Source organism: Lentzea sp. NPDC036949 (assembly GCF_055608075.1).
Map to the genome: position 1 here is coordinate 40,641 of NZ_JBVJRA010000017.1, position 17,476 is coordinate 58,116.

16 protein-coding genes are annotated in these 17,476 nt (G+C 71.2%); 9 read left to right on the forward strand and 7 right to left on the reverse strand.

Features of this window, described 5'->3' with window-relative positions; all coding sequences use genetic code 11:
* From ACZ7CD_RS34610 to treZ, 5 genes are all read left to right on the forward strand, one after another.
* Entirely contained in the window at nucleotides 1-1,827 is a 1,827-nt protein-coding gene (locus ACZ7CD_RS34610) for a 4-alpha-glucanotransferase (RefSeq protein ID WP_470380558.1), read from the forward strand.
* An 87-nt stretch (nucleotides 1,828-1,914) separates the two neighbouring features.
* Nucleotides 1,915-2,217: a hypothetical protein gene (locus ACZ7CD_RS34615; protein WP_470380559.1), complete on the forward strand. Its 303-nt coding sequence runs from the start codon at nucleotides 1,915-1,917 to the stop codon at nucleotides 2,215-2,217.
* 171 nt (nucleotides 2,218-2,388) lie between these two features.
* Nucleotides 2,389-4,497 carry a glycogen debranching protein GlgX gene (glgX, locus tag ACZ7CD_RS34620; RefSeq protein WP_360396142.1) on the forward strand — a complete coding sequence of 703 codons (2,109 nt, stop codon included), beginning with the start codon at nucleotides 2,389-2,391 and terminating at the stop codon, nucleotides 4,495-4,497.
* Nucleotides 4,497-6,590: a malto-oligosyltrehalose synthase gene (gene treY / locus ACZ7CD_RS34625; protein ID WP_470380560.1), complete on the forward strand. Its 2,094-nt coding sequence runs from the start codon at nucleotides 4,497-4,499 to the stop codon at nucleotides 6,588-6,590. The genes glgX and treY overlap by 1 nt, the downstream gene beginning before the upstream one ends.
* Nucleotides 6,587-8,260 carry a malto-oligosyltrehalose trehalohydrolase gene (gene treZ, locus ACZ7CD_RS34630; RefSeq protein WP_470380561.1) on the forward strand — a complete coding sequence of 558 codons (1,674 nt, stop codon included), beginning with the start codon at nucleotides 6,587-6,589 and terminating at the stop codon, nucleotides 8,258-8,260. The genes treY and treZ overlap by 4 nt, the downstream gene beginning before the upstream one ends.
* On the opposite strand, the gene ACZ7CD_RS34635 is transcribed toward treZ, so the two are convergent.
* A complete protein-coding gene (locus ACZ7CD_RS34635; RefSeq protein ID WP_360396146.1) occupies nucleotides 8,179-8,523 on the reverse strand; it encodes an ANTAR domain-containing protein in 345 nt (114 codons plus the stop codon). The two genes, treZ and ACZ7CD_RS34635, sit on opposite strands and share 82 nt — an antisense overlap.
* A gap of 221 nt (nucleotides 8,524-8,744) precedes the next feature.
* On the opposite strand from ACZ7CD_RS34635, the gene ACZ7CD_RS34640 reads away from it, so the two are divergent.
* From ACZ7CD_RS34640 to ACZ7CD_RS34650, 3 genes are all read left to right on the forward strand, one after another.
* Complete coding sequence (locus ACZ7CD_RS34640; RefSeq protein WP_360396148.1) at nucleotides 8,745-8,924, forward strand: CsbD family protein; 180 nt, start codon at nucleotides 8,745-8,747, stop codon at nucleotides 8,922-8,924.
* Nucleotides 8,902-9,531, forward strand: coding sequence for a UdgX family uracil-DNA binding protein (locus tag ACZ7CD_RS34645; RefSeq protein ID WP_470380562.1), 630 nt, complete (start codon nucleotides 8,902-8,904; stop codon nucleotides 9,529-9,531). Before ACZ7CD_RS34640 ends, ACZ7CD_RS34645 begins: the two co-directional genes overlap by 23 nt.
* Nucleotides 9,532-9,826: 295 nt before the next feature.
* The gene (locus tag ACZ7CD_RS34650; protein ID WP_360396151.1) at nucleotides 9,827-10,081 is read left to right on the forward strand and encodes a helix-turn-helix domain-containing protein; all 255 of its coding nucleotides are present in this window, start codon (nucleotides 9,827-9,829) and stop codon (nucleotides 10,079-10,081) included.
* A gap of 28 nt (nucleotides 10,082-10,109) precedes the next feature.
* Here ACZ7CD_RS34650 and map read toward each other — a convergent pair whose 3' ends face one another.
* Both map and ACZ7CD_RS34660 read right to left on the reverse strand, forming a co-directional pair.
* Nucleotides 10,110-10,877, reverse strand: a complete 768-nt coding sequence (gene map, locus ACZ7CD_RS34655; RefSeq protein ID WP_458431258.1) for a type I methionyl aminopeptidase — start codon at nucleotides 10,875-10,877, stop codon at nucleotides 10,110-10,112.
* A 48-nt stretch (nucleotides 10,878-10,925) separates the two neighbouring features.
* Nucleotides 10,926-12,239 (reverse strand): amino acid permease, encoded by a 1,314-nt coding sequence (locus tag ACZ7CD_RS34660; RefSeq protein WP_458431259.1) that lies wholly within the window; start codon nucleotides 12,237-12,239, stop codon nucleotides 10,926-10,928.
* A gap of 112 nt (nucleotides 12,240-12,351) precedes the next feature.
* Between ACZ7CD_RS34660 and ACZ7CD_RS34665 the strand changes: the two genes are divergently transcribed.
* A complete protein-coding gene (locus tag ACZ7CD_RS34665; protein WP_360396157.1) occupies nucleotides 12,352-12,822 on the forward strand; it encodes a hypothetical protein in 471 nt (156 codons plus the stop codon).
* Between the two features lie 7 nt (nucleotides 12,823-12,829).
* Here the strand turns inward: ACZ7CD_RS34665 and ACZ7CD_RS34670 are convergent, their stop codons facing one another.
* The 4 genes from ACZ7CD_RS34670 to gabT form a co-directional block, all read right to left on the reverse strand.
* A complete protein-coding gene (locus tag ACZ7CD_RS34670; RefSeq protein ID WP_470380563.1) occupies nucleotides 12,830-13,789 on the reverse strand; it encodes a zinc-binding dehydrogenase in 960 nt (319 codons plus the stop codon).
* Nucleotides 13,790-13,851: 62 nt separating this feature from the next.
* On the reverse strand, nucleotides 13,852-14,811 hold the full coding sequence (locus ACZ7CD_RS34675; protein WP_470380582.1) for a LacI family DNA-binding transcriptional regulator: 960 nt from the start codon (nucleotides 14,809-14,811) through the stop codon (nucleotides 13,852-13,854).
* Between the two features lie 26 nt (nucleotides 14,812-14,837).
* Complete coding sequence (locus ACZ7CD_RS34680) at nucleotides 14,838-16,148, reverse strand: aldehyde dehydrogenase family protein (RefSeq protein WP_458431261.1); 1,311 nt, start codon at nucleotides 16,146-16,148, stop codon at nucleotides 14,838-14,840.
* Entirely contained in the window at nucleotides 16,145-17,428 is a 1,284-nt protein-coding gene (gabT, locus tag ACZ7CD_RS34685; protein WP_360396163.1) for a 4-aminobutyrate--2-oxoglutarate transaminase, read from the reverse strand. Before gabT ends, ACZ7CD_RS34680 begins: the two co-directional genes overlap by 4 nt.
* Between the last annotated feature and the right edge of the window lie 48 nt (nucleotides 17,429-17,476).

Consider the following 17,476-nt stretch of genomic DNA (forward strand, 5'->3'; position numbering starts at 1 on the left):
GTGGAGGAGTTGGTGGCGCGGCTGGCGGACGCTTGGGGCGTCGCCACGAGGTACGAGAACTCCGATCAGCAGCAGGTGACCGTCGAAACGGACGTCGTCGTCGCTGTCCTCGCGCAGTTCGGCGTGGACGCGTCCACTCCGGACTCCGTCGAGCGCGAGCTGGCTCTGGTCGAACGCAGGCGGGCGGAGCAGGCGCTGCCGCCGACGATCGTGATCCGCGAGCAGGAGACGTACGACCTGCGCGGGCCCGCGACCGTCGAGCTGGAGGACGGCGGGACGGTCAGCGTTGAGCGGCACCTGCCGGACTCGTTGCCGCTCGGGTGGCACACGATCCGCACCGCGACGCAGACCGTCACCCTGGCCGTGGCGCCCAGGACGTTGCCGGACGTGCCGCACACCTGGGGCTGGATGCTCCAGCTGTACGCCGCGCGTTCGCAGGAGTCGTGGGGGATGGGCGACTTCGCCGACCTCGCGACCGTCGCCCGGCGCAGCAGCCAGGAGCTCGACGCGGGCGTCGTGCTGGTCAACCCGGTGCAGGCGCCCAGCCTGACGCACCCGGTCGAGCGCTCGCCGTACTCGCCGACGAGCCGCCGGTTCGCGAACCCGCTGTACCTGCGCATCACCGACACCGCCGAGTTCCTGCAGGCCTGCCCGCGGACCCGGCAGCTCATCCGCGACCTGCGCCCCGCCAACGAGGACCTGATCGACTACGACGCCGTGTGGGACGCGAAGCGGCAGGCGCTGGAGCTGCTCTTCCCCGGCGGCGAGATCGAGATGGACGCCGACCTGGAGCGGTTCGCGACCTACTGCGCGCTCGCCGAGGTCCACGGCAGCGACTGGCGCACGTGGCCGGCCGACCGCGCGGAACCACCGGCCGAACGGGTCGCGTTCCACGCCTGGGTACAGCACCTGTGCACCCGCCAGCTGCAGGACGTCCGGCTCGCCGCGCACGAGGCCGGCATGACCGTCGGCGTCATCCACGACCTCCCGGTGGGCGTGCACCCCGGCGGCGCCGACACCTTCGCCGACCCGGACGCGTTCGCCATCGACGTCAAGGTCGGTGCGCCACCGGACGCGTTCAGCGCCGACGGCCAGGACTGGGGACTGCCGCCGTGGCGCCCCGACAAGCTCGCCGAGACCGGCTACCGGCCGTTCCGCCAGGTGCTGCGCAGCGTGCTGCGGCACGCCGACGGCATCCGCATCGACCACGTCGCCGGCCTGTGGCGGCTGTGGTGGATCCCGCCGGGCGAACCGCCGTCGCGCGGCACGTACGTCCACTACGACGCGGACGCGATGCTCGGCGTGCTCGCGCTGGAGGCCTACCGCGCGGGTGCCGTGGTCGTCGGCGAGGACCTCGGCACGGTCGAGCCGGTCGTCACGAAGACGCTGCAGGAGAACGGCATGCTCACCAGCGCCGTCCTCTACTTCCAGCGCGACTACTACGCGGAGGGCCACCCGCTGGTCCCGCCCGCGCAGTGGAACCCGAAGGCGATGGCCAGCATCTCCACCCACGACCTGCCGACCGCCGCGACGTTCTTCGCCGGTGAGGACGGTCCCGACTTCGACGAGCTGATGCGCGCGGAGGGCATCGACCCCGGCGACCGCGTCGCCGGTGCCCACGAGCTGCTGGCCCACGCGCCCTGCGCGCTGGTGCTGACCTCACCGCAGGACGCGCTGGGGGAGACCCGGCAGCCCAACGTGCCGGGCACGGTCGACGAGCACCCGAACTGGCGGATCCCCCTCCCCGTGCCGCTGGACGAGTTCTTCCCACTGGTCAGGGACATCACCCGCCCCCTGCGTCAACGCACACCGGAAACACCCGCTTAACGGCAGGTCGCCGACCTGCGGAGTACTGTTGGGCCGTCACCCGACGGCGGACGACGAAGCCCGGATCTTTTGGAGGTGGCATACCAGATGAGCTCAGCCGTGAGCACGCGGACACCGACCGACGTGCTGGAACTGGCTGTCGAGCAGGTCCTCGCCGCCGTGCGGCCGACCACGCTCGGCGACCCGCTGGCCGGGGCACGGCGTGCGGAGGAATCGCTGCGCGACGCGCTGCGGGACGCCGGTCCCGCACCGGACAACGAGGCCCTCACCCACGCGCTGGCGTGCGCGGAGGCGGCGGTCGAACACCTGAAGTACTGCGAGATCCAGGAAGCCCGCACGTTGCTCATGGCCGCACGTGGGCAGCTGGTGCTGGCGCACGGAAGGGCGTGACCGCTCGACGCGCCGGGGTTGGTGCACCCCGTGCTGCCCGCACGGTGGACCGGACCCCGGCACGGCCGCGGGAACTGACCCGCGCCTCCGCGCAACGCCACCCGCGCGGAATGCCGCATCTCGGTTAGACGGATAGGGTCGTGTGGGTATCGCTACCGCGTGAGGAGCATCGTGCGACCCTGGCCCGGCAGGCCGTATCCGCTAGGCGCTGGTTATGACGGCGTAGGAACGAATTTCGCCCTGTTCTCCGAAGTTGCCGAGTACGTGGAGCTCTGCCTCTTCGACGACGACGGCACAGAGACACGCGTCCGGTTGCCCGAGGTGGACGGTTTCGTGCACCACGGCTACCTGCTCGGCGTCGGCCCCGGCCAGCGGTACGGGTACCGCGTGCACGGGCCGTACGACCCGGAGCGGGGCCTTCGCTGCAACCCCAACAAGCTGCTCATCGACCCGTACGCGAAGGCCATCTCCAACGGCCTCGCGTGGGATGAAGCGCTCTACGGCTACAAGTTCGGCGCGCCCGAGGAGCGCAACGACGCGGACTCGGCGCCGTTCGTGTCGAAGTCCGTGGTGGTCAACCCGTTCTTCGACTGGACGAACGACCGCTCGCCCAGGACGCCGTACAACGAGAGCGTCATCTACGAGGCGCACGTCCGCGGCCTCACGATCGACCACCCGGAGATCCCGCCGCGACTGCGCGGCACCTACGCGGGACTCGCGCACCCGGTGATGATCGACCACCTGATCAAGCTGGGCGTGACGGCGGTCGAGCTGATGCCCGTGCACCAGTTCATCAGCGACCACACGTTGCAGGAGCGCAGGCTCAGCAACTACTGGGGCTACAACACGATCGGGTTCTTCGCGCCGCACGACGGCTACGCGGCCATGCCGCTGAACCAGGTGCAGGAGTTCAAGGGCATGGTCCGCGCCCTGCACCAGGCGGGCATCGAGGTCATCCTCGACGTGGTCTACAACCACACCGCCGAGGGCAACCACCTCGGGCCGACGCTGTCCATGAAGGGCATCGACAACCTGGCCTACTACCGGGTGATGGACGACGAGCCCAAGTTCTACATGGACTACACGGGCACCGGCAACTCGCTGAACGTGCGGACGCCGCACACGTTGCAGCTGATCATGGACTCGCTGCGGTACTGGGTCACCGAGATGCACGTCGATGGCTTCCGGTTCGACCTGGCGGCGACGCTGGCGCGGGAGTTCTACGACGTGGACCGGCTGGCGACGTTCTTCGAGGTCGTGCAGCAGGACCCGGTGGTGTCGCAGGTCAAGCTGATCGCCGAGCCGTGGGACGTCGGTCCCGGTGGGTACCAGGTGGGCAACTTCCCGCCGCTGTGGACGGAGTGGAACGGCAAGTTCCGCGACACCGTCCGGGACTTCTGGCGCGGTGAGCCGGCGACGCTGGGCGAGTTCGCCTCGCGCATCACCGGGTCGTCGGACCTGTACCAGGACGACGGCCGCCGGCCGTACGCGTCGATCAACTTCGTCACCGCCCACGACGGCTTCACGCTCAACGACCTGGTGTCGTACAACGAGAAGCACAACGAGGCCAACGGCGAGGACAACAACGACGGCGAGAGCCACAACCGCTCGTGGAACTGCGGCGTCGAGGGACCGACCGACGACGAGGAGGTCGTGGACCTGCGGGCCCGCCAGCGGCGCAACCTCATCGCCACCCTGATCCTGTCGCAGGGCGTGCCGATGATCCTGCACGGCGACGAGTTCGGCCGCACGCAGAACGGCAACAACAACGCCTACTGCCAGGACAACGAGGTCTCCTGGGTCGACTGGTCGCTGCTGGAGCGGCACGCCGAGCTGGTCGACTTCACCTCGGCGCTGACCGCGTTCCGCAAGGCCCACCCCGTGTTCCGCCGCAAGCGGTTCTTCGCGGGCCGGCCGATCCGCAAGGGCGACGAGCTGCGCGACATCGCGTGGTTCACCCCCTCCGGTGAGGAGATGACCGAGCAGAACTGGGAGGACGACTTCGGCAAGTGCATCGTCGTCTTCCTCAACGGCGAAGGCATGCCGGACCTCGACTCGCGCGGCATGCGCGTGGTCGACGACTCGTTCCTGATGGCGTTCAACGCACACCACGAGGACATCCAGGTGACATTGCCCGACAGCTCTTACGGTACCGAGTGGACGGTCGTGGTCGACACCGCGACCGGCCAGGTCGGCGGTGCCGGCAAGAAGCCGATCGCGGCGGCGGGCAGCCTCGCGCTGACCGCGCGCTCGCTGGTCGTGCTGGAGAGGACCGCCTGATGGGCGCCCCGTACTCCACCTACCGCATCCAGTTCACCCCCGGCTTCACCTTCGCCGACGCCGAGAACATCGCGGACTACCTGCACCGCCTCGGCGTGCACGGGCTCTACGCGTCACCGCTGCTGGAGGCGCGCGAAGGCTCCACGCACGGCTACGACGTCACCGACCCGACCCGCACGCGGGAGGAGTTCGGCGGCAAGCAGGCGCGCGAAGCGTTGCAGGACAAGCTGACCGAACTCGGCATCGGCCTGTACGTCGACATCGTGCCGAACCACATGGCCGTGCCGAACCCGTGGTGGGAGGACGTCCTCGAAAAGGGCCAGGAGTCGGAGTACGCCAAGTACTTCGACATCGACTGGTCCTCGGGGCGGGTGCTGCTGCCGGTGCTGGCCGAGGACGCCGAGGACGAGGAGCACGACCACTTCGTCAAGGTGAACTGGCGGCGCGGCAACCAGGAGCTCAACTACCGCCGGTTCTTCGACATCACCGAGCTGGCCGCGATCCGGGTCGAGGACCCGGACGTGTTCGACATGACCCACTACGAGGTGCTGCGGTGGGGCGCGGAGGGGCTGCGGATCGACCACCCGGACGGCCTCGCCGACCCCGGCGGCTACTTCCGGGCGCTGCGCGCGAAGTTCGACGGCTGGATCGTCGTCGAGAAGATCCTCGGGCCGGACGAGACGCTGCCGCAGAGCTGGCCGGTCGACGGCACCACGGGCTACGACGCGCTGCGCGAGATCTGCGGCGTGTTCATCGCGCCGACGGACGCGTTCGAACCCCGTGACGGGCAGCCGACCTTCCACGAGGTCGAGCACGCGTCACGCCGCCAGGTCGCCGACTCGATCCTGGTCGCCGAGGTGCGCCGGATCGCGCGGCTGGTGAAGGACGTGCCGTTCGAGGACGCGTGCGCGGCCGTCGCCGAGGTGATGGTCAACTTCCCGGTGTACCGGTCCTACCTGCCGGAGGGCCTGGAGCACTGGGACACCGCGGTGCGGCTGTCGTCCTCGCCCGCGGTCGAGGCGCTGGACGAGCAGGTCCGCGCCGACCCGCACGGCGAGCTGGCCACCCGCATCCAGCAGACCTCCGGCATGGTCGTCGCCAAGGGCACCGAGGACACCGCGTTCTACCGGTACACGAACTTCGTGGCCCTCAACGAGGTCGGTGGCTCACTGGACCGGTTCGGCATGCCGGTGGAGGAGTTCCACCAGCGCGCCGCCGCCCGCGAGGCCAGCTGGCCGCGGTCGATGACGACGCTGACCACCCACGACACCAAGCGGTCGGAGGACGTGCGGGCCCGGCTCGCCGTGCTGGCCGAGATCCCGGACGAGTACCTGGCGTTCGAGGAGACCATGACCGCGCGGCACGGGCTGTCCGAGCCGTCGCTCAACCGGCTGGCCTGGCAGTCGCTGCTCGGCGCGTGGCCGATCACCGAGGACCGCCTCGCGCAGTACCTGGAGAAGGCCTCGCGCGAGGCGAAGGTCAAGACCTCGTGGGTCGACCGCGACGCCGAGTTCGACGCCGAGGTGGCCGCGTGGCCCGCGAAGGTGCTCGGGCTGCCCGAGGTCGCCGCGTTCGCCGAGCGGCTCACGGTGCCGGGCTGGTCGAACTCGCTGGGCCAGAAGCTGGTCCAGCTCACCGCGCCCGGCGTGCCGGACATCTACCAGGGCACCGAGCTGTGGGACTACTCGCTGGTCGACCCGGACAACCGCAGGCCGGTCGACTACGAGCTGCGCAGGGAGCTGCTGGCCCGCATCGAGGACGGCTGGGTGCCGGAGGTCGACGACACCGGCGCCGCGAAGCTGCTGGTGGTGCACCGGGCGTTGCAGGCCAAGGCCCGCGGTTTCCACGGCTACCGCCCGCTGCGCGCGGAGGGACCCGCCGCCGAGCACGTGCTCGCGTTCCAGCGCGAGCACGTCATCACCGTCGCGACCCGGCTCCCGGTCGGGCTGGCGCGCAAGGGCTGGCAGGGCACCGCGCTGCCGCTGCCCGGTCCGGAGTGGACGGACGTGCTCACCGGGCGGCCGGCGACCGAGGACCTGGCCGCGCTGCTCGACCGCTACCCGGTGGCTCTGCTCGTGCGAGGGGAATCGTGAGCTTTTCCGTGTGGGCACCGAAGCCCGAGTCCGTGCACGTCCGGGTCGACGGCGTCGACCACGGGATGAAGCGCGACGGCGACTGGTGGCACTGCGACGTGAGCGGCACCGACTACGCGTTCGTGGTCGACGGCCAGGCGCTGCCGGACCCGCGGTCGCTGTGGCAGCCGAACGGCGTGCACGAGGCGTCCCGCGTCTACGAGCACACCTACGAGTGGCAGGACGGCGGCTGGACCGGCCGCGCGCTGCCCGGCGGGGTGATCTACGAGCTGCACATCGGCACGTTCACGCCCGAGGGCACGTTCGACGCGGCGATCGGGAAGCTCGACCACCTGGTGGACCTGGGCATCACGTTCGTCGAGGTCATGCCGGTCAACAGCTTCGACGGCGTCGAGGGCTGGGGCTACGACGGCGTGCTGTGGGGCGCGGTGCACGAGCCCTACGGCGGGCCGGACGGCTTCAAGCGGTTCGTCGACGCCTGCCACGCCCGCGGCCTGGCCGTGCTGCTCGACGTCGTCTACAACCACCTCGGTCCGTCGGGGGCCTACCTCGACCGGTTCGGCCCGTACTTCGCGGGCAGCAACGACTGGGGTCCCGGCCTCAACCTCGACGGCGCCGGCTCCGACGAGGTGCGCCGGTACGTGCTCGACAACGCCCTGCAGTGGCTGCGCGACTTCCACGTGGACGGGCTGCGGCTCGACGCGGTGCACGCACTGGCCGACCGGAGCGCGGTGCACCTGCTGGAGGAGCTCGCGGTCGAGGTGGACGCGTTGTCGGCGGCGGTCGGGCGGCCGTTGACGCTGATCGCCGAGTCCGACCTGAACGACGCGAGACTGGTGACCGCGCGGGAGGGCGGGGGAACGGGCCTGCACGCGCAGTGGTCGGACGACCTGCACCACTGCCTGCACGTCGCCCTGACGGGTGAGACGTTCGGGTACTACGCGGACTTCGCGGCACCGGGAGCGCTGAAGAACACGCTGGAGGGTGTCTTCTTCCACGCCGGCACCTGGTCGTCGTTCCGGGAGAAGCACCACGGCAAGCCGGTCGACACGGCGTTGATCCCCGGCCACCGGTTCCTGGCCTACACCCAGAACCACGACCAGGTCGGCAACCGGGCGGCCGGTGACCGGTTGCCCGCATCCGTGCCCACCGGGAAGTTGTTGTGCGCGGCGGCGATCGTGCTGTGCTCGCCCTACACGCCCATGATCTTCATGGGGGAGGAGTGGGCGGCCTCCACGCCGTGGCAGTTCTTCGCGTCCTTCCCGGACCCGCAGCTCGCCGAGGCGGTCAGGACCGGGCGGCGCAGGGAGTTCTCCCGCCACGGGTGGGGCGAATCAGACGTACCGGACCCCATGTCGCCGCAGACCGTGGAGAACTCGCGGCTGAGGTGGGACGAGGTCGGTGAGGGGGAGCACGCGAAGGTGCACGAGACCTATCGCGCGCTGATCGCGTTGCGGCGCTCCCGCCCCGAGCTGGCCGATCCGCGACTCGACCGGTTCGTGGTGGAGCAGGACGGGGAGTGCTTCGTGCTGCACCGCGGGCAGACCCGCGTGGTGGTCAACCTGGGCACGACCCCCGTCCCGCTGCCTCACGGGGATGTGCTGCTGACCTCCTCGGCGAACCCGTCGTCGCTTCCTCCGGACTCGTTCGCCGTGGTCGCGTTGACGTGATCCCACAACACCTGGTCGGCCGGGTTCACCGGCCGGCCGAGGTGGGCGTGCACGAACGCGGCGACCAGGCGGTCGGCCGCGACGTGCAGCTTGATGTTGTGGTGCTGTGATATCTGCACCAGCAGCTGGAACGCCTGCTGGGGTGTGCAGGGTTTGCGTGCGGCGATCAGGCCCGTGGCCTGCCCGATGACGGTCCGTGACGCCAGGGCCTTGCGCAACCCTGCCACCTCGGCCTCGAGGGCGGTGATTCTCGCGGACGACACCGCCGGCTCCTTTCACGTCGTCATGGTCACAGCGGCATGCCGGTGGGACGACGACGCTCCAGGTAGCTCATCTTGCGAAGGGCGGGCACACCCAGAGCAAGCCGTCTCATCGGCTTGCGGCTGGGTTCTCAACCGCGAGTGATCACCTTATCAACTGTTTGGATCGCTGCTCGCCGGGTAACCGGTCGGCGTAGCTGACCGCTAGTGGAGGAGCCTGATCCATGGGTGCCGACGAGAAGTTCGAGAACAAGGCCGAGGAGCTCAAGGGCCGCGCCAAGGCCGCGGTCGGCGACGCCACGGACAACGAGCAGTGGCAGGCCGAGGGCCGCGCGGAGCAAGCCAAGGGCGCTCTGAAGCAGGCTGGCGAGAAGGTCAAGGATGCCTTCCGCTCGACCAAGTAAAGACACCGCGTCCGCCGCCCAGTTCGTCCCCGAGGGGAAGAGCTGGGCGGCGTTGCGTTCTGCCGCCGCCGGCTGCCGCGGGTGCGAGCTGTACCGCGACGCCACCCAGACGGTGTTCGGCGAAGGGCCGGTGAAAGCCCGGCTGATGATGGTGGGGGAGCAGCCCGGCGACCGCGAGGACGTCGACGGCCACGTGTTCGTCGGCCCGGCGGGCCGGTTGCTGGACAAGGCGTTGGCTGCCGCGGGCATCGCCCGGTCCGACGTCTACCTCACGAACGCGGTGAAGCACTTCAGGTTCACCGCGCGCGGCAAGCGCAGGATTCACCAGCAGCCACGGCGTTCCGAGGTCGTCGCGTGCTTCCCGTGGCTGCGCGAGGAGCTGCGGGTGGTGAAGCCCGACCTGGTGGTGTGCCTGGGTGCCGTGGCGGCGAAGGCGTTGCTGGGGCCGTCGTTCAAGCTCACCGAGAACCGGGGCCGGGTGGTGGAGCACGACGGGCTGCGGGTCGGCGTGACCGTGCACCCGTCGGCCGTGCTGAGGGCCGAGGACTTCACCGAGTCCTATGACGCGTTCGTCGCCGATCTCACGGTGCGGAAGAAGGCGCTCTGAGGTTCGGTCGTCTCGGTGCGGTTCCCCGGAAATGGGACAACCCCCGGACGACTCCCGCGTGAGCGGGCCGAGCGGGACCAGCGCTCGAAGTCCGGGGGTCGGGTGGCTGCCTGGGTTTCGCCAGGCGTCACCGAGGGCTGGTCCTAGCGGACAGCCACCTCACGAGTCCGATAGCTATACAACTTTGGACCACCTCCTCTCTTGTGTACTTCGAACCTATGCGTTGGTCGGCCGCCCGTGCAACGGACTTTTCTCACGCCGACCGGAGGGCGGAGTTCGCGTAGAATCCGCAGGCATGGTGCGCATCCCCTTGAGTTCGCTGCAGCGGGAGCGGGGCAGGCGGCTCGGGCAGTTGCTGCGCGACGCGCGCGGCCAGGAGAGCATGGTCGAGATCGCCGCCAGGGCCGGTCTGTCCGCCGAGACGGTGCGCAAGATCGAGACCGGTCGCGCCCCCACACCGTCCTTCTTCACGATCGCGGCGCTCGCCGGCGCGCTGGGCATCTCCCTGGACGCGCTCAACGAACTCCTGACCCCTCAAAAGTCAGCCTGATCCCCTCTGCTGTTCAGGCAAGAGGGAGTCAGGGCAGGGTCAGGATTGTGGGGCCGTCGACGGTGATGGCCACGGTGTGTTCGACGTGGGCGGCGCGTGAGCCGTCGTCGGTGCGCAGGGTCCAGCCGTCGTCGTCGCTGCTGTAGCCGTCACGGCCGCCGGCGTGCAGCATCGGTTCGAGGGCCAGCACGACGCCGGGCACGAGCTTCAGGCCCTCGCCGGGCTTGCCCTCGTTGGGGACGAACGGTTCCTCGTGCATCGCGCGGCCGATGCCGTGACCGCCGTGGTGCCGGAGCAGGCCGTAGCCGCCGGCACGGGCCACGGAACCGATGGCGTGCGAGATGTCACCGATCCGCGCGCCCGGCCGGGCGGCGTCGATCCCGGCCCGCAGGGCGCGTTCGGTGCAGTCGATGAGCGCGAGGTCGGCGTCGGTGGCGGTGCCGATCACGAAGCTGGTGGCGGCGTCACCGCACAGCCCGTCGACCACGGCGCCGCAGTCGATGCTGACCAGGTCGCCGTCACCGAGCACCTGCGGGCCCGGGATGCCGTGCACGACGGCGTCGTTCACCGACGCGCAGATGACACCGGGGAACGGGCTGGGCGACCACCGCGGGTGGTAGTCGAGGAACGGCGACGTCGCACCGGCCCCGAAGATCACCTCCCTGGCCACCTCGTCGAGCTCGCGCAGGGTGACCCCCGGTGCGGCGTGGGCACGGCACGCGGCGAGGGCCCGTGCGACGACGCGACCCGCTTCACGCATGACGTCCAGCTCGGCGGCGGACTTCAGTTCGATCACGGTATAACTATACCGAACCAGGCAAGCAGGGCCTGTGCCGCAAGCGGTTCAGCCGGCGGTGCTCCGCCGTGCCGACCTGGCCACGCCGACGGCCGCGATGACCGCGAACAGCACGCCGGTCGACAGGATCTGGCCGCGGGCCTGGGAGTCGGCCAGCATCAGCCCGACGATCCCCACGATCGCCGCCAGCGCGAGCCACGACAGGTACGGGTAGCCCCACATCGGCACGACCGGGTCGGCGATGCCGCGGCGCATCCGCAGCTGCGACACGGCGATGAAGCCCCACACGACCAGCAGGGCCGAGCCGACGGCGTTGAGCAGCAGCAGGAACACCGTGTCCGGCCACAGGTAGTTGAGCCCCACCGACACGAAGCCGAACGCCACCGACGCCAGCACGGCGTTGCGCGGCACGCCGTTCCTGCGCCGCAGCAACGACTTCGGCGCCTCGCCGCGGTCGGCGAGCGAGGACAGCATCCGGGCCGCGCCGTACAGGGTGGCGTTGATGGCGCTCAGCAGTGCCACGAAGATGACGACGTTCATGATCTGCGCCGCGCCCGGGATGCCGATCCTGGTGAGCACCGCCACGTACGGGCTCGCACCGACCTCGGAGTCGTTCCACGGCAACAGGGTCACGACGACGGCCATCGAGCCGAGGTAGAACACCAGCAGCCGGGTGACCGACGTGCGCACCGCCTTGCCGATGGCGCGCTTGGGGTCCTCGGCGTCGGCGGCGGCGATCGTGACGACCTCCAGTCCGCCGAACGCGAAGACGACCGCCATCAGCCCGGCGACCACGCCGCCCCAGCCGTGCGGGAGGAAGTCGCGCAGGTTGCTCACGCCGGGGGAGTCCACGCCGGGCAGCAGACCGAGGACCGCGGCACCACCGAGCAGCAGGAACAGCACGATCGCGGCGACCTTGAGGCCCGCGAACCAGAACTCGAACTCGCCGAAGTTCCGCACGTTCGCCAGGTTCACCGCCGTCAGCACCGACATGAACACCAGCACCCAGGCCCACTGCGGCACGGCGGGCAGCCACCCGGACGCGATCTTCGCCGCCCCGGTCGCCTCGACCGCGAGCACCACGACGACCGCCGACCAGTAGCCCCAGCCGACGGTGAACCCGGCCCACGGCCCGATCGCCTTCTCCGCGTGCACCGAGAACGCGCCCCCGCTGGGGTGTTCGGCCGCCATCTCCCCGAGCATGCGCATCACGAGCAGCGCGAGCAGCCCGGCGAGCCCGAACGAGATGAGGACCGCCGGTCCGGCGATCGCGATTCCCGCCCCTGTCCCGACGAAGAGACCGGCGCCGATCACGCCGCCCAGTGCGATCATGGTCAGGTGGCGTTCACGCAGGTGAGTCACGCTCTCCAGCCCCGTTCGAGTGTGCCGATGGCGGCCCGATAGTGAGTTCATGGCGGCGGGGAGTCAAATCGTGTGATCGGCGTTACACCTCGATCAAGTGAGGGTGAGATCCATGAGCTCGCCTAAGGGAGTACTACCGCACCCCGACACGTTCTCCGCGGCCCAGCAGCGCTACTCGGACTGGGGCTGGCTCGTGCTGCGCTCCGAGAACAGGCTGCTGCTGACCACGGACCACCAGGTTTCCGCCGTCGAGCTCGGTTCCGCGATCGGCGAGGAGGTGCGGCACTACCTCGCCCTGCGGATGCTCGGCGGACCGGTGGTGGCGCTGCCGGGGGCTCCCGGGCGGTGGCTCCTGCTCACCGAGTCCGCCGACGAGGCGTCGCAGGTGAACCTGATCCGCCTGCGGGCCCGCGGTGCGCTGACGCACCGGCTGGGCACGCTCGTGCCGCTGCCGCCGTCGCGGATCGACCGCGGGGGTGTCGGCTGGCTGGGGGAGACGCCGGTGGACCGGCCGTTCCTGCCGCCGTTCTCGGCCGTGGTGGCCGCGCTGCGGGCGGTCACGGAGACCGCCGCGCTGCGCTGACCCCGCCTCAGCCGAGCAGGAGCGACTTGCCCAGCGTCGCGCGCTCCTCCAGCGCCCGGTGCGCCTTCGCGGCCTGCGTCAACGGGTAGGTCGCGCCGATCACCGGGCGGAGCCGGCCCCGTGCCGTGAGCGCGAGCGCTTCCGTGAGCAGCTCGTGCACCGTGGCCGGAGCGGGTGGACCGTCTGCCAACGGGTTGTCCACGTGCACCTGCCGGTGCCGCGCGAGCTCGGGGTCGATGTCCGCGAAGCCGTCCGACGTGCCGTAGGTGACGAAGTGCCCACCCGCGGCCACGGTCTCGAACACGGCCCGGCCGAGCGGCCCGCCCGCACCGTCGAAGGCCACCTGCACGCCGTCGGTCGCGTCGAGCACGCGGTCCTGCCAGCCCTCGGCCGAGTAGTCGACGGTGACGTGCGCTCCCAGGTCCTCCGCCAGGGCGAGCTTGCGGTCACCGCGGGCCGCCGCCACGACCAAGGCCCCGGCGGCACGGGCCAGCTGCACGAGCAGGGAGCCCGCGCCACCCGTCGCGGCGGCCACCAGCACCCAGTCACCCTCGCCGATCTCCACGCGGCGCAGGAGGTTCAGCGCCGTGACGCCGTCGTGCAGCAGCGCCGCCGCCTCGGGCGAGCCCAGGCCGTCCGGCACCGCGACGACGTCACCGACCGGCACGACGACCTGCTCCGCGTACCCCGCGGGGCCGCGCGCGACGACGTGCCGGCCGACCCACGCCGGGTCCACGCCCTCGCCTGCCGACAGCACGTGTCCGGCACCGCCCCCACCGGGCACGTAGGGCGGGTGCGTGGGGAAGTGCTCGAGGCCCCAGCCCCGCCGCAGCAGCGTGTCGAGGAAGATCACGTCCGCGGCCGCCACCCCGACCACGACCTGTCCCGGCCCGGCGACCGGGTCCGGCACCTCCTCCGCGACGAGCACCTCGGGACCACCGAACCCGTGCACGCGAACAGCCCGCATCACAACCCCCACCTCGACGACCGGTCAGGACGCCGACCCCAGGAGCTCCACTTAGCTGGAGATCAAGGCGCTCGCCCGGTGCTCGCGCGGGCCACGAGCGTCGTCGGGAGCTCCCGCGTCCGGGCCTCGCCACCGCCGAGGAGGTCCGTCAGCAGGTCGACGGCGACCTGACCGCCCTCCTCGGTCGGCATCGTCACGGTCGTGAGCGCGGGCGAGCACATCGCCGCGTACAGGATGTCGTCGAACCCGGTCACGCTCACCTGCTCGGGCACCCGCACGCCGCGCGCCGCCAGGTGGCTGAGCACGCCGAGCGCGACCAGGTCGTTGTAGGCGATGAACGCCGTCGCACCGGTCGCCAGCGCCCGTTCGGCCGCGACCAGCCCGCCGGCGAAGTTCGGCTCGAACGACCCGAGCAGCTCCGCACGGCCCCGCAGGCCCTGCTCCCGCCGGTGGTTCGACCAGCCGGTCGGACCGCCGAGGTAGACGTGGTGCGCGTGCCCCAGCGACTCCAGGTGCGCGACGACCTGGTCCATGCCGAGGGCGCTGTCCATCAGCACCGACGACACACCGGGCACGACGCGGTTGAGCAGCACCAGCGGTGTGGCGTCCGCCAGTTCGGCGACCTGCTCGTCGGACAGCAGCGACCCGCACAGCACCAGGCCGTCGACCTGCGCGGCCATCGTCCGCACCAGCTCGGCCTCGACCAGCGCGTCCTTCCTGCTGTCGCAGAAGAACACCGAGGTGCCCGCCTCGCCCGCCCGCGTCTGCACGCCGCGCAGCACCGCGGGGAAGAACGGGTTCTCCAGGTCGGGCACCACGATGCCGAGGTTGCCGGTGCGCCCGGTGATCAGGCTGCGGGCGGCGCGGTTGGGCTGGTAGCCCAGTCCGCGCACGACCTCCAGCACCCGCTGCCGGGTGGCCTCGCTGACCAGACCGGGTGCGCTGAGCGCGCGCGAGACCGTCGACGCGGAGACCTGCGCCTGGCGAGCGACATCCCTGATCGTGACGGCCACGCGAGCCATCATGGCAGCACCGCGACCGGCTCAGCTCACAGTTCGAGGCCCGTCAGCACCAGCACGCGCGGCTCGGTCAGGTCCTCCATCGCCGCCCGCAGCCCCTCGCGGCCGACGCCGGACTCCTTCACCCCGCCGTACGGCATCTGGTCGGCCCGGTAGCTCGGCACGTCGCCGACGATCACGCCACCGACCTGGAGCCGGTGCGCCGCGCGGAAGGCGAGCCGCACGTCGGTCGTGAACACCCCGGCCTGCAGGCCGTACCGGGACGCGTTGACCAGGTCGAAGGCCTCCTCGACGCTGTCGACGCGGGTCAGCGTGACGACCGGGCCGAACACCTCCTCGGCGTTGACCTTCGCGGTCGCGGGCACGTCGGTGAGCACGGTCGGCGCGTAGGTGCGGCCGTCGCGGGTGCCGCCGGTCAGCACCGTGGCCCCCGCCTCGGCCACCCACGCCTCGACCCGGTCGGCGGCGGCGTCGTTGATCAACGGACCCACGTCGCCGGCGACGTCGAGCTTCTTCACCTGCGCCACAACGGCGTCCGCCACCGCGTCGTAGACGTCGGTGTGCACGTACACGCGTTGCACCGAGATGCACGACTGCCCGGCCTGGTACATGGCGAACGTGGCGATGCGCTGCGCGGCGAACTCGACGTCGGTCCAGTCCGGCGCCACGATCGCGGCCGCGTTGCCGCCGAGCTCCAACGTGACGTGCTTGCGCGGCACCCGGTCCCTGATGCCCCACCCGACCGGGCCGGAGCCGGTGAACGACACGACCGGCAGCCGCGGGTCCTCGACGAGCCGCGCGGTGTCCTCGTTGGCCAGGTGCAGCACCGCCCACGCGCCCCCGGGCAGGTCCGTCTCGGCCAGCAGCTCCCCGAGCAGGAACGCGGCCTTCGGCGTGGCGGGCGCCGGCTTCAGCACGATCGGCGCGCCGACGGCCAGCGCGGGCGCGACCTTGTGCGCCACCAGGTTCAGCGGGAAGTTGAACGGCGCGATGCCCAGCACCGGCCCGCGCGGCACCCGCCGCACCAGCGCGAGCCGTCCCTCTGCGGCCGGGTCGGTGTCGAGGCGCTGCAGCTCGCCGGAGAACCGGCGGGCCTCCTCGGCGGCCCAGCGGAACGTGGAGACCGCGCGGGTCACCTCGACCCGCGACCACCTGAGCGGCTTGCCGGAGTCGTCGGTGATGGCCTGCGCGAACTCCTCCGCGCGCTCGGCCAGCCGCGTCGACACGTGGTCGAGCGCGGCGGCCCTGCGGTGGGCCGGCAGGGCGGCCAGCTCGGGAGCGACCGCGTGCGCCTGCGCGACCGCGTTCTCGACGTCTTCTGGGGTGTGGAAGTCGGTCATGCGAGCAAAGCTCCTTCGAGAACGTCGAGGCCTTCGGCGAGCAGGTCGTCCGGGATGACGAGTGGGGGCAGCAGACGGATCACGTTGCCGTAAGTGCCGCACGTCAGCACGACGACACCCTGTTCGTGGCACGCCTTCGCCACGCGGGCGGCGACTTCGGGCGTGCGTTCGGTGAGCTCGATGGCGAGCATCGCGCCACGGCCGCGGACCTCGGCGATGGTGCCGGTCTTCTCCGCGACCGCCTTGAGCCGGGGGAGCACCGTGTCCTCGATGCGGCGTGCGGCGGCGTTGAGGTCCCGCTCGCGCATCGTGCGGATGGCGCCCAGCGCGGCAGCGCACGCCACCGGGTTGCCGCCGTAGGTACCGCCGAGTCCGCCCACGTGCACGGCGTCCATGATCTCGGCGCGTCCCGTGACGGCGGCCAGCGGGAGACCGCCCGCGATGCCCTTGGCCGTGGTGACCAGGTCCGGCACCACGCCCTCGTGGTCGCAGGCGAACCACTCCCCGGTGCGGCAGAACCCGGTCTGGATCTCGTCGGCCACGAACAGCACCCCGCGTTCGCGGCACCACCGCGCGACGGCGGGCAGGAAACCGGGCGCGGGTGTGATGAACCCGCCCTCGCCCTGGACCGGTTCGACCACGACGGCCGCGGTGTTGTCGCCGCCGACCTGCTTCTCGATCGCGGTGATCGCCCGTTCAGCCGCCTCGGCACCGGTGAGGCCGTCGTGCAGCGGGTAAGACGTGGGCACCCGGTACACCTCCGGCGCGAACGGCCCGAAGCGGTGCTTGTACGGCATGTTCTTGGCCGTCAGCGCCATCGTGAGGTTCGTTCGCCCGTGGTAGCCGTGGTCGAACACGACGACCGCCGCCCGGCCGGTGACGTGCCGGGCGATCTTGACCGCGTTCTCCACGGCCTCCGCGCCCGAGTTGACCAGCACCGACCGCTTCTCGTGCGTGCCGGGGGTAAGGGCGTTGAGCTCCTCGCACACCGCCACGTACCCCTCGTAGGGGGTGATCATGAAGCAGGTGTGGCTGAACCGGTCGATCTGCGCGTGCACGGCCTCGGCCACCGCGGGCGCGGGGTTGCCGACGCTCGTGACGGCGATGCCGGAGCCGAGGTCGATCAGCCGGTTGCCGTCGACGTCGACGAGCAGGCCGTCGTCGGCGGAGTCGATGTGGAGGGGCAGCGCGGAGCCGACCCCGGCGGCGACGGCGTTCGTGCGCCGTGCCTGGAGCTCCAGCGACTTCGGGCCGGGCAGCGAGGTGCGCAGTCGGGTCATGGGGTCAGCATGGTCCTGGTCAGCGCGGTGCGCAGTGGCGGAAATGGC

Excerpts from the sequence above, each read along its gene's own strand:
- ACZ7CD_RS34670 (WP_470380563.1), bottom strand. The coding sequence starts at position 13,789 with ATGCGGGCTGTTCGCGTGCACGGGTTCGGTGGTCCCGAGGTGCTCGTC.
- ACZ7CD_RS34665 (WP_360396157.1), top strand. The coding sequence starts at position 12,352 with ATGAGCTCGCCTAAGGGAGTACTACCGCACCCCGACACGTTCTCCGCG.
- gabT (WP_360396163.1), bottom strand. The coding sequence starts at position 17,428 with ATGACCCGACTGCGCACCTCGCTGCCCGGCCCGAAGTCGCTGGAGCTC.
- ACZ7CD_RS34640 (WP_360396148.1), top strand. The coding sequence starts at position 8,745 with ATGGGTGCCGACGAGAAGTTCGAGAACAAGGCCGAGGAGCTCAAGGGC.
- ACZ7CD_RS34675 (WP_470380582.1), bottom strand. The coding sequence starts at position 14,811 with ATGGCTCGCGTGGCCGTCACGATCAGGGATGTCGCTCGCCAGGCGCAG.
- ACZ7CD_RS34650 (WP_360396151.1), top strand. The coding sequence starts at position 9,827 with ATGGTGCGCATCCCCTTGAGTTCGCTGCAGCGGGAGCGGGGCAGGCGG.
- ACZ7CD_RS34615 (WP_470380559.1), top strand. The coding sequence starts at position 1,915 with ATGAGCTCAGCCGTGAGCACGCGGACACCGACCGACGTGCTGGAACTG.
- treY (WP_470380560.1), top strand. The coding sequence starts at position 4,497 with ATGGGCGCCCCGTACTCCACCTACCGCATCCAGTTCACCCCCGGCTTC.
- ACZ7CD_RS34680 (WP_458431261.1), bottom strand. The coding sequence starts at position 16,148 with ATGACCGACTTCCACACCCCAGAAGACGTCGAGAACGCGGTCGCGCAG.
- ACZ7CD_RS34645 (WP_470380562.1), top strand. The coding sequence starts at position 8,902 with ATGCCTTCCGCTCGACCAAGTAAAGACACCGCGTCCGCCGCCCAGTTC.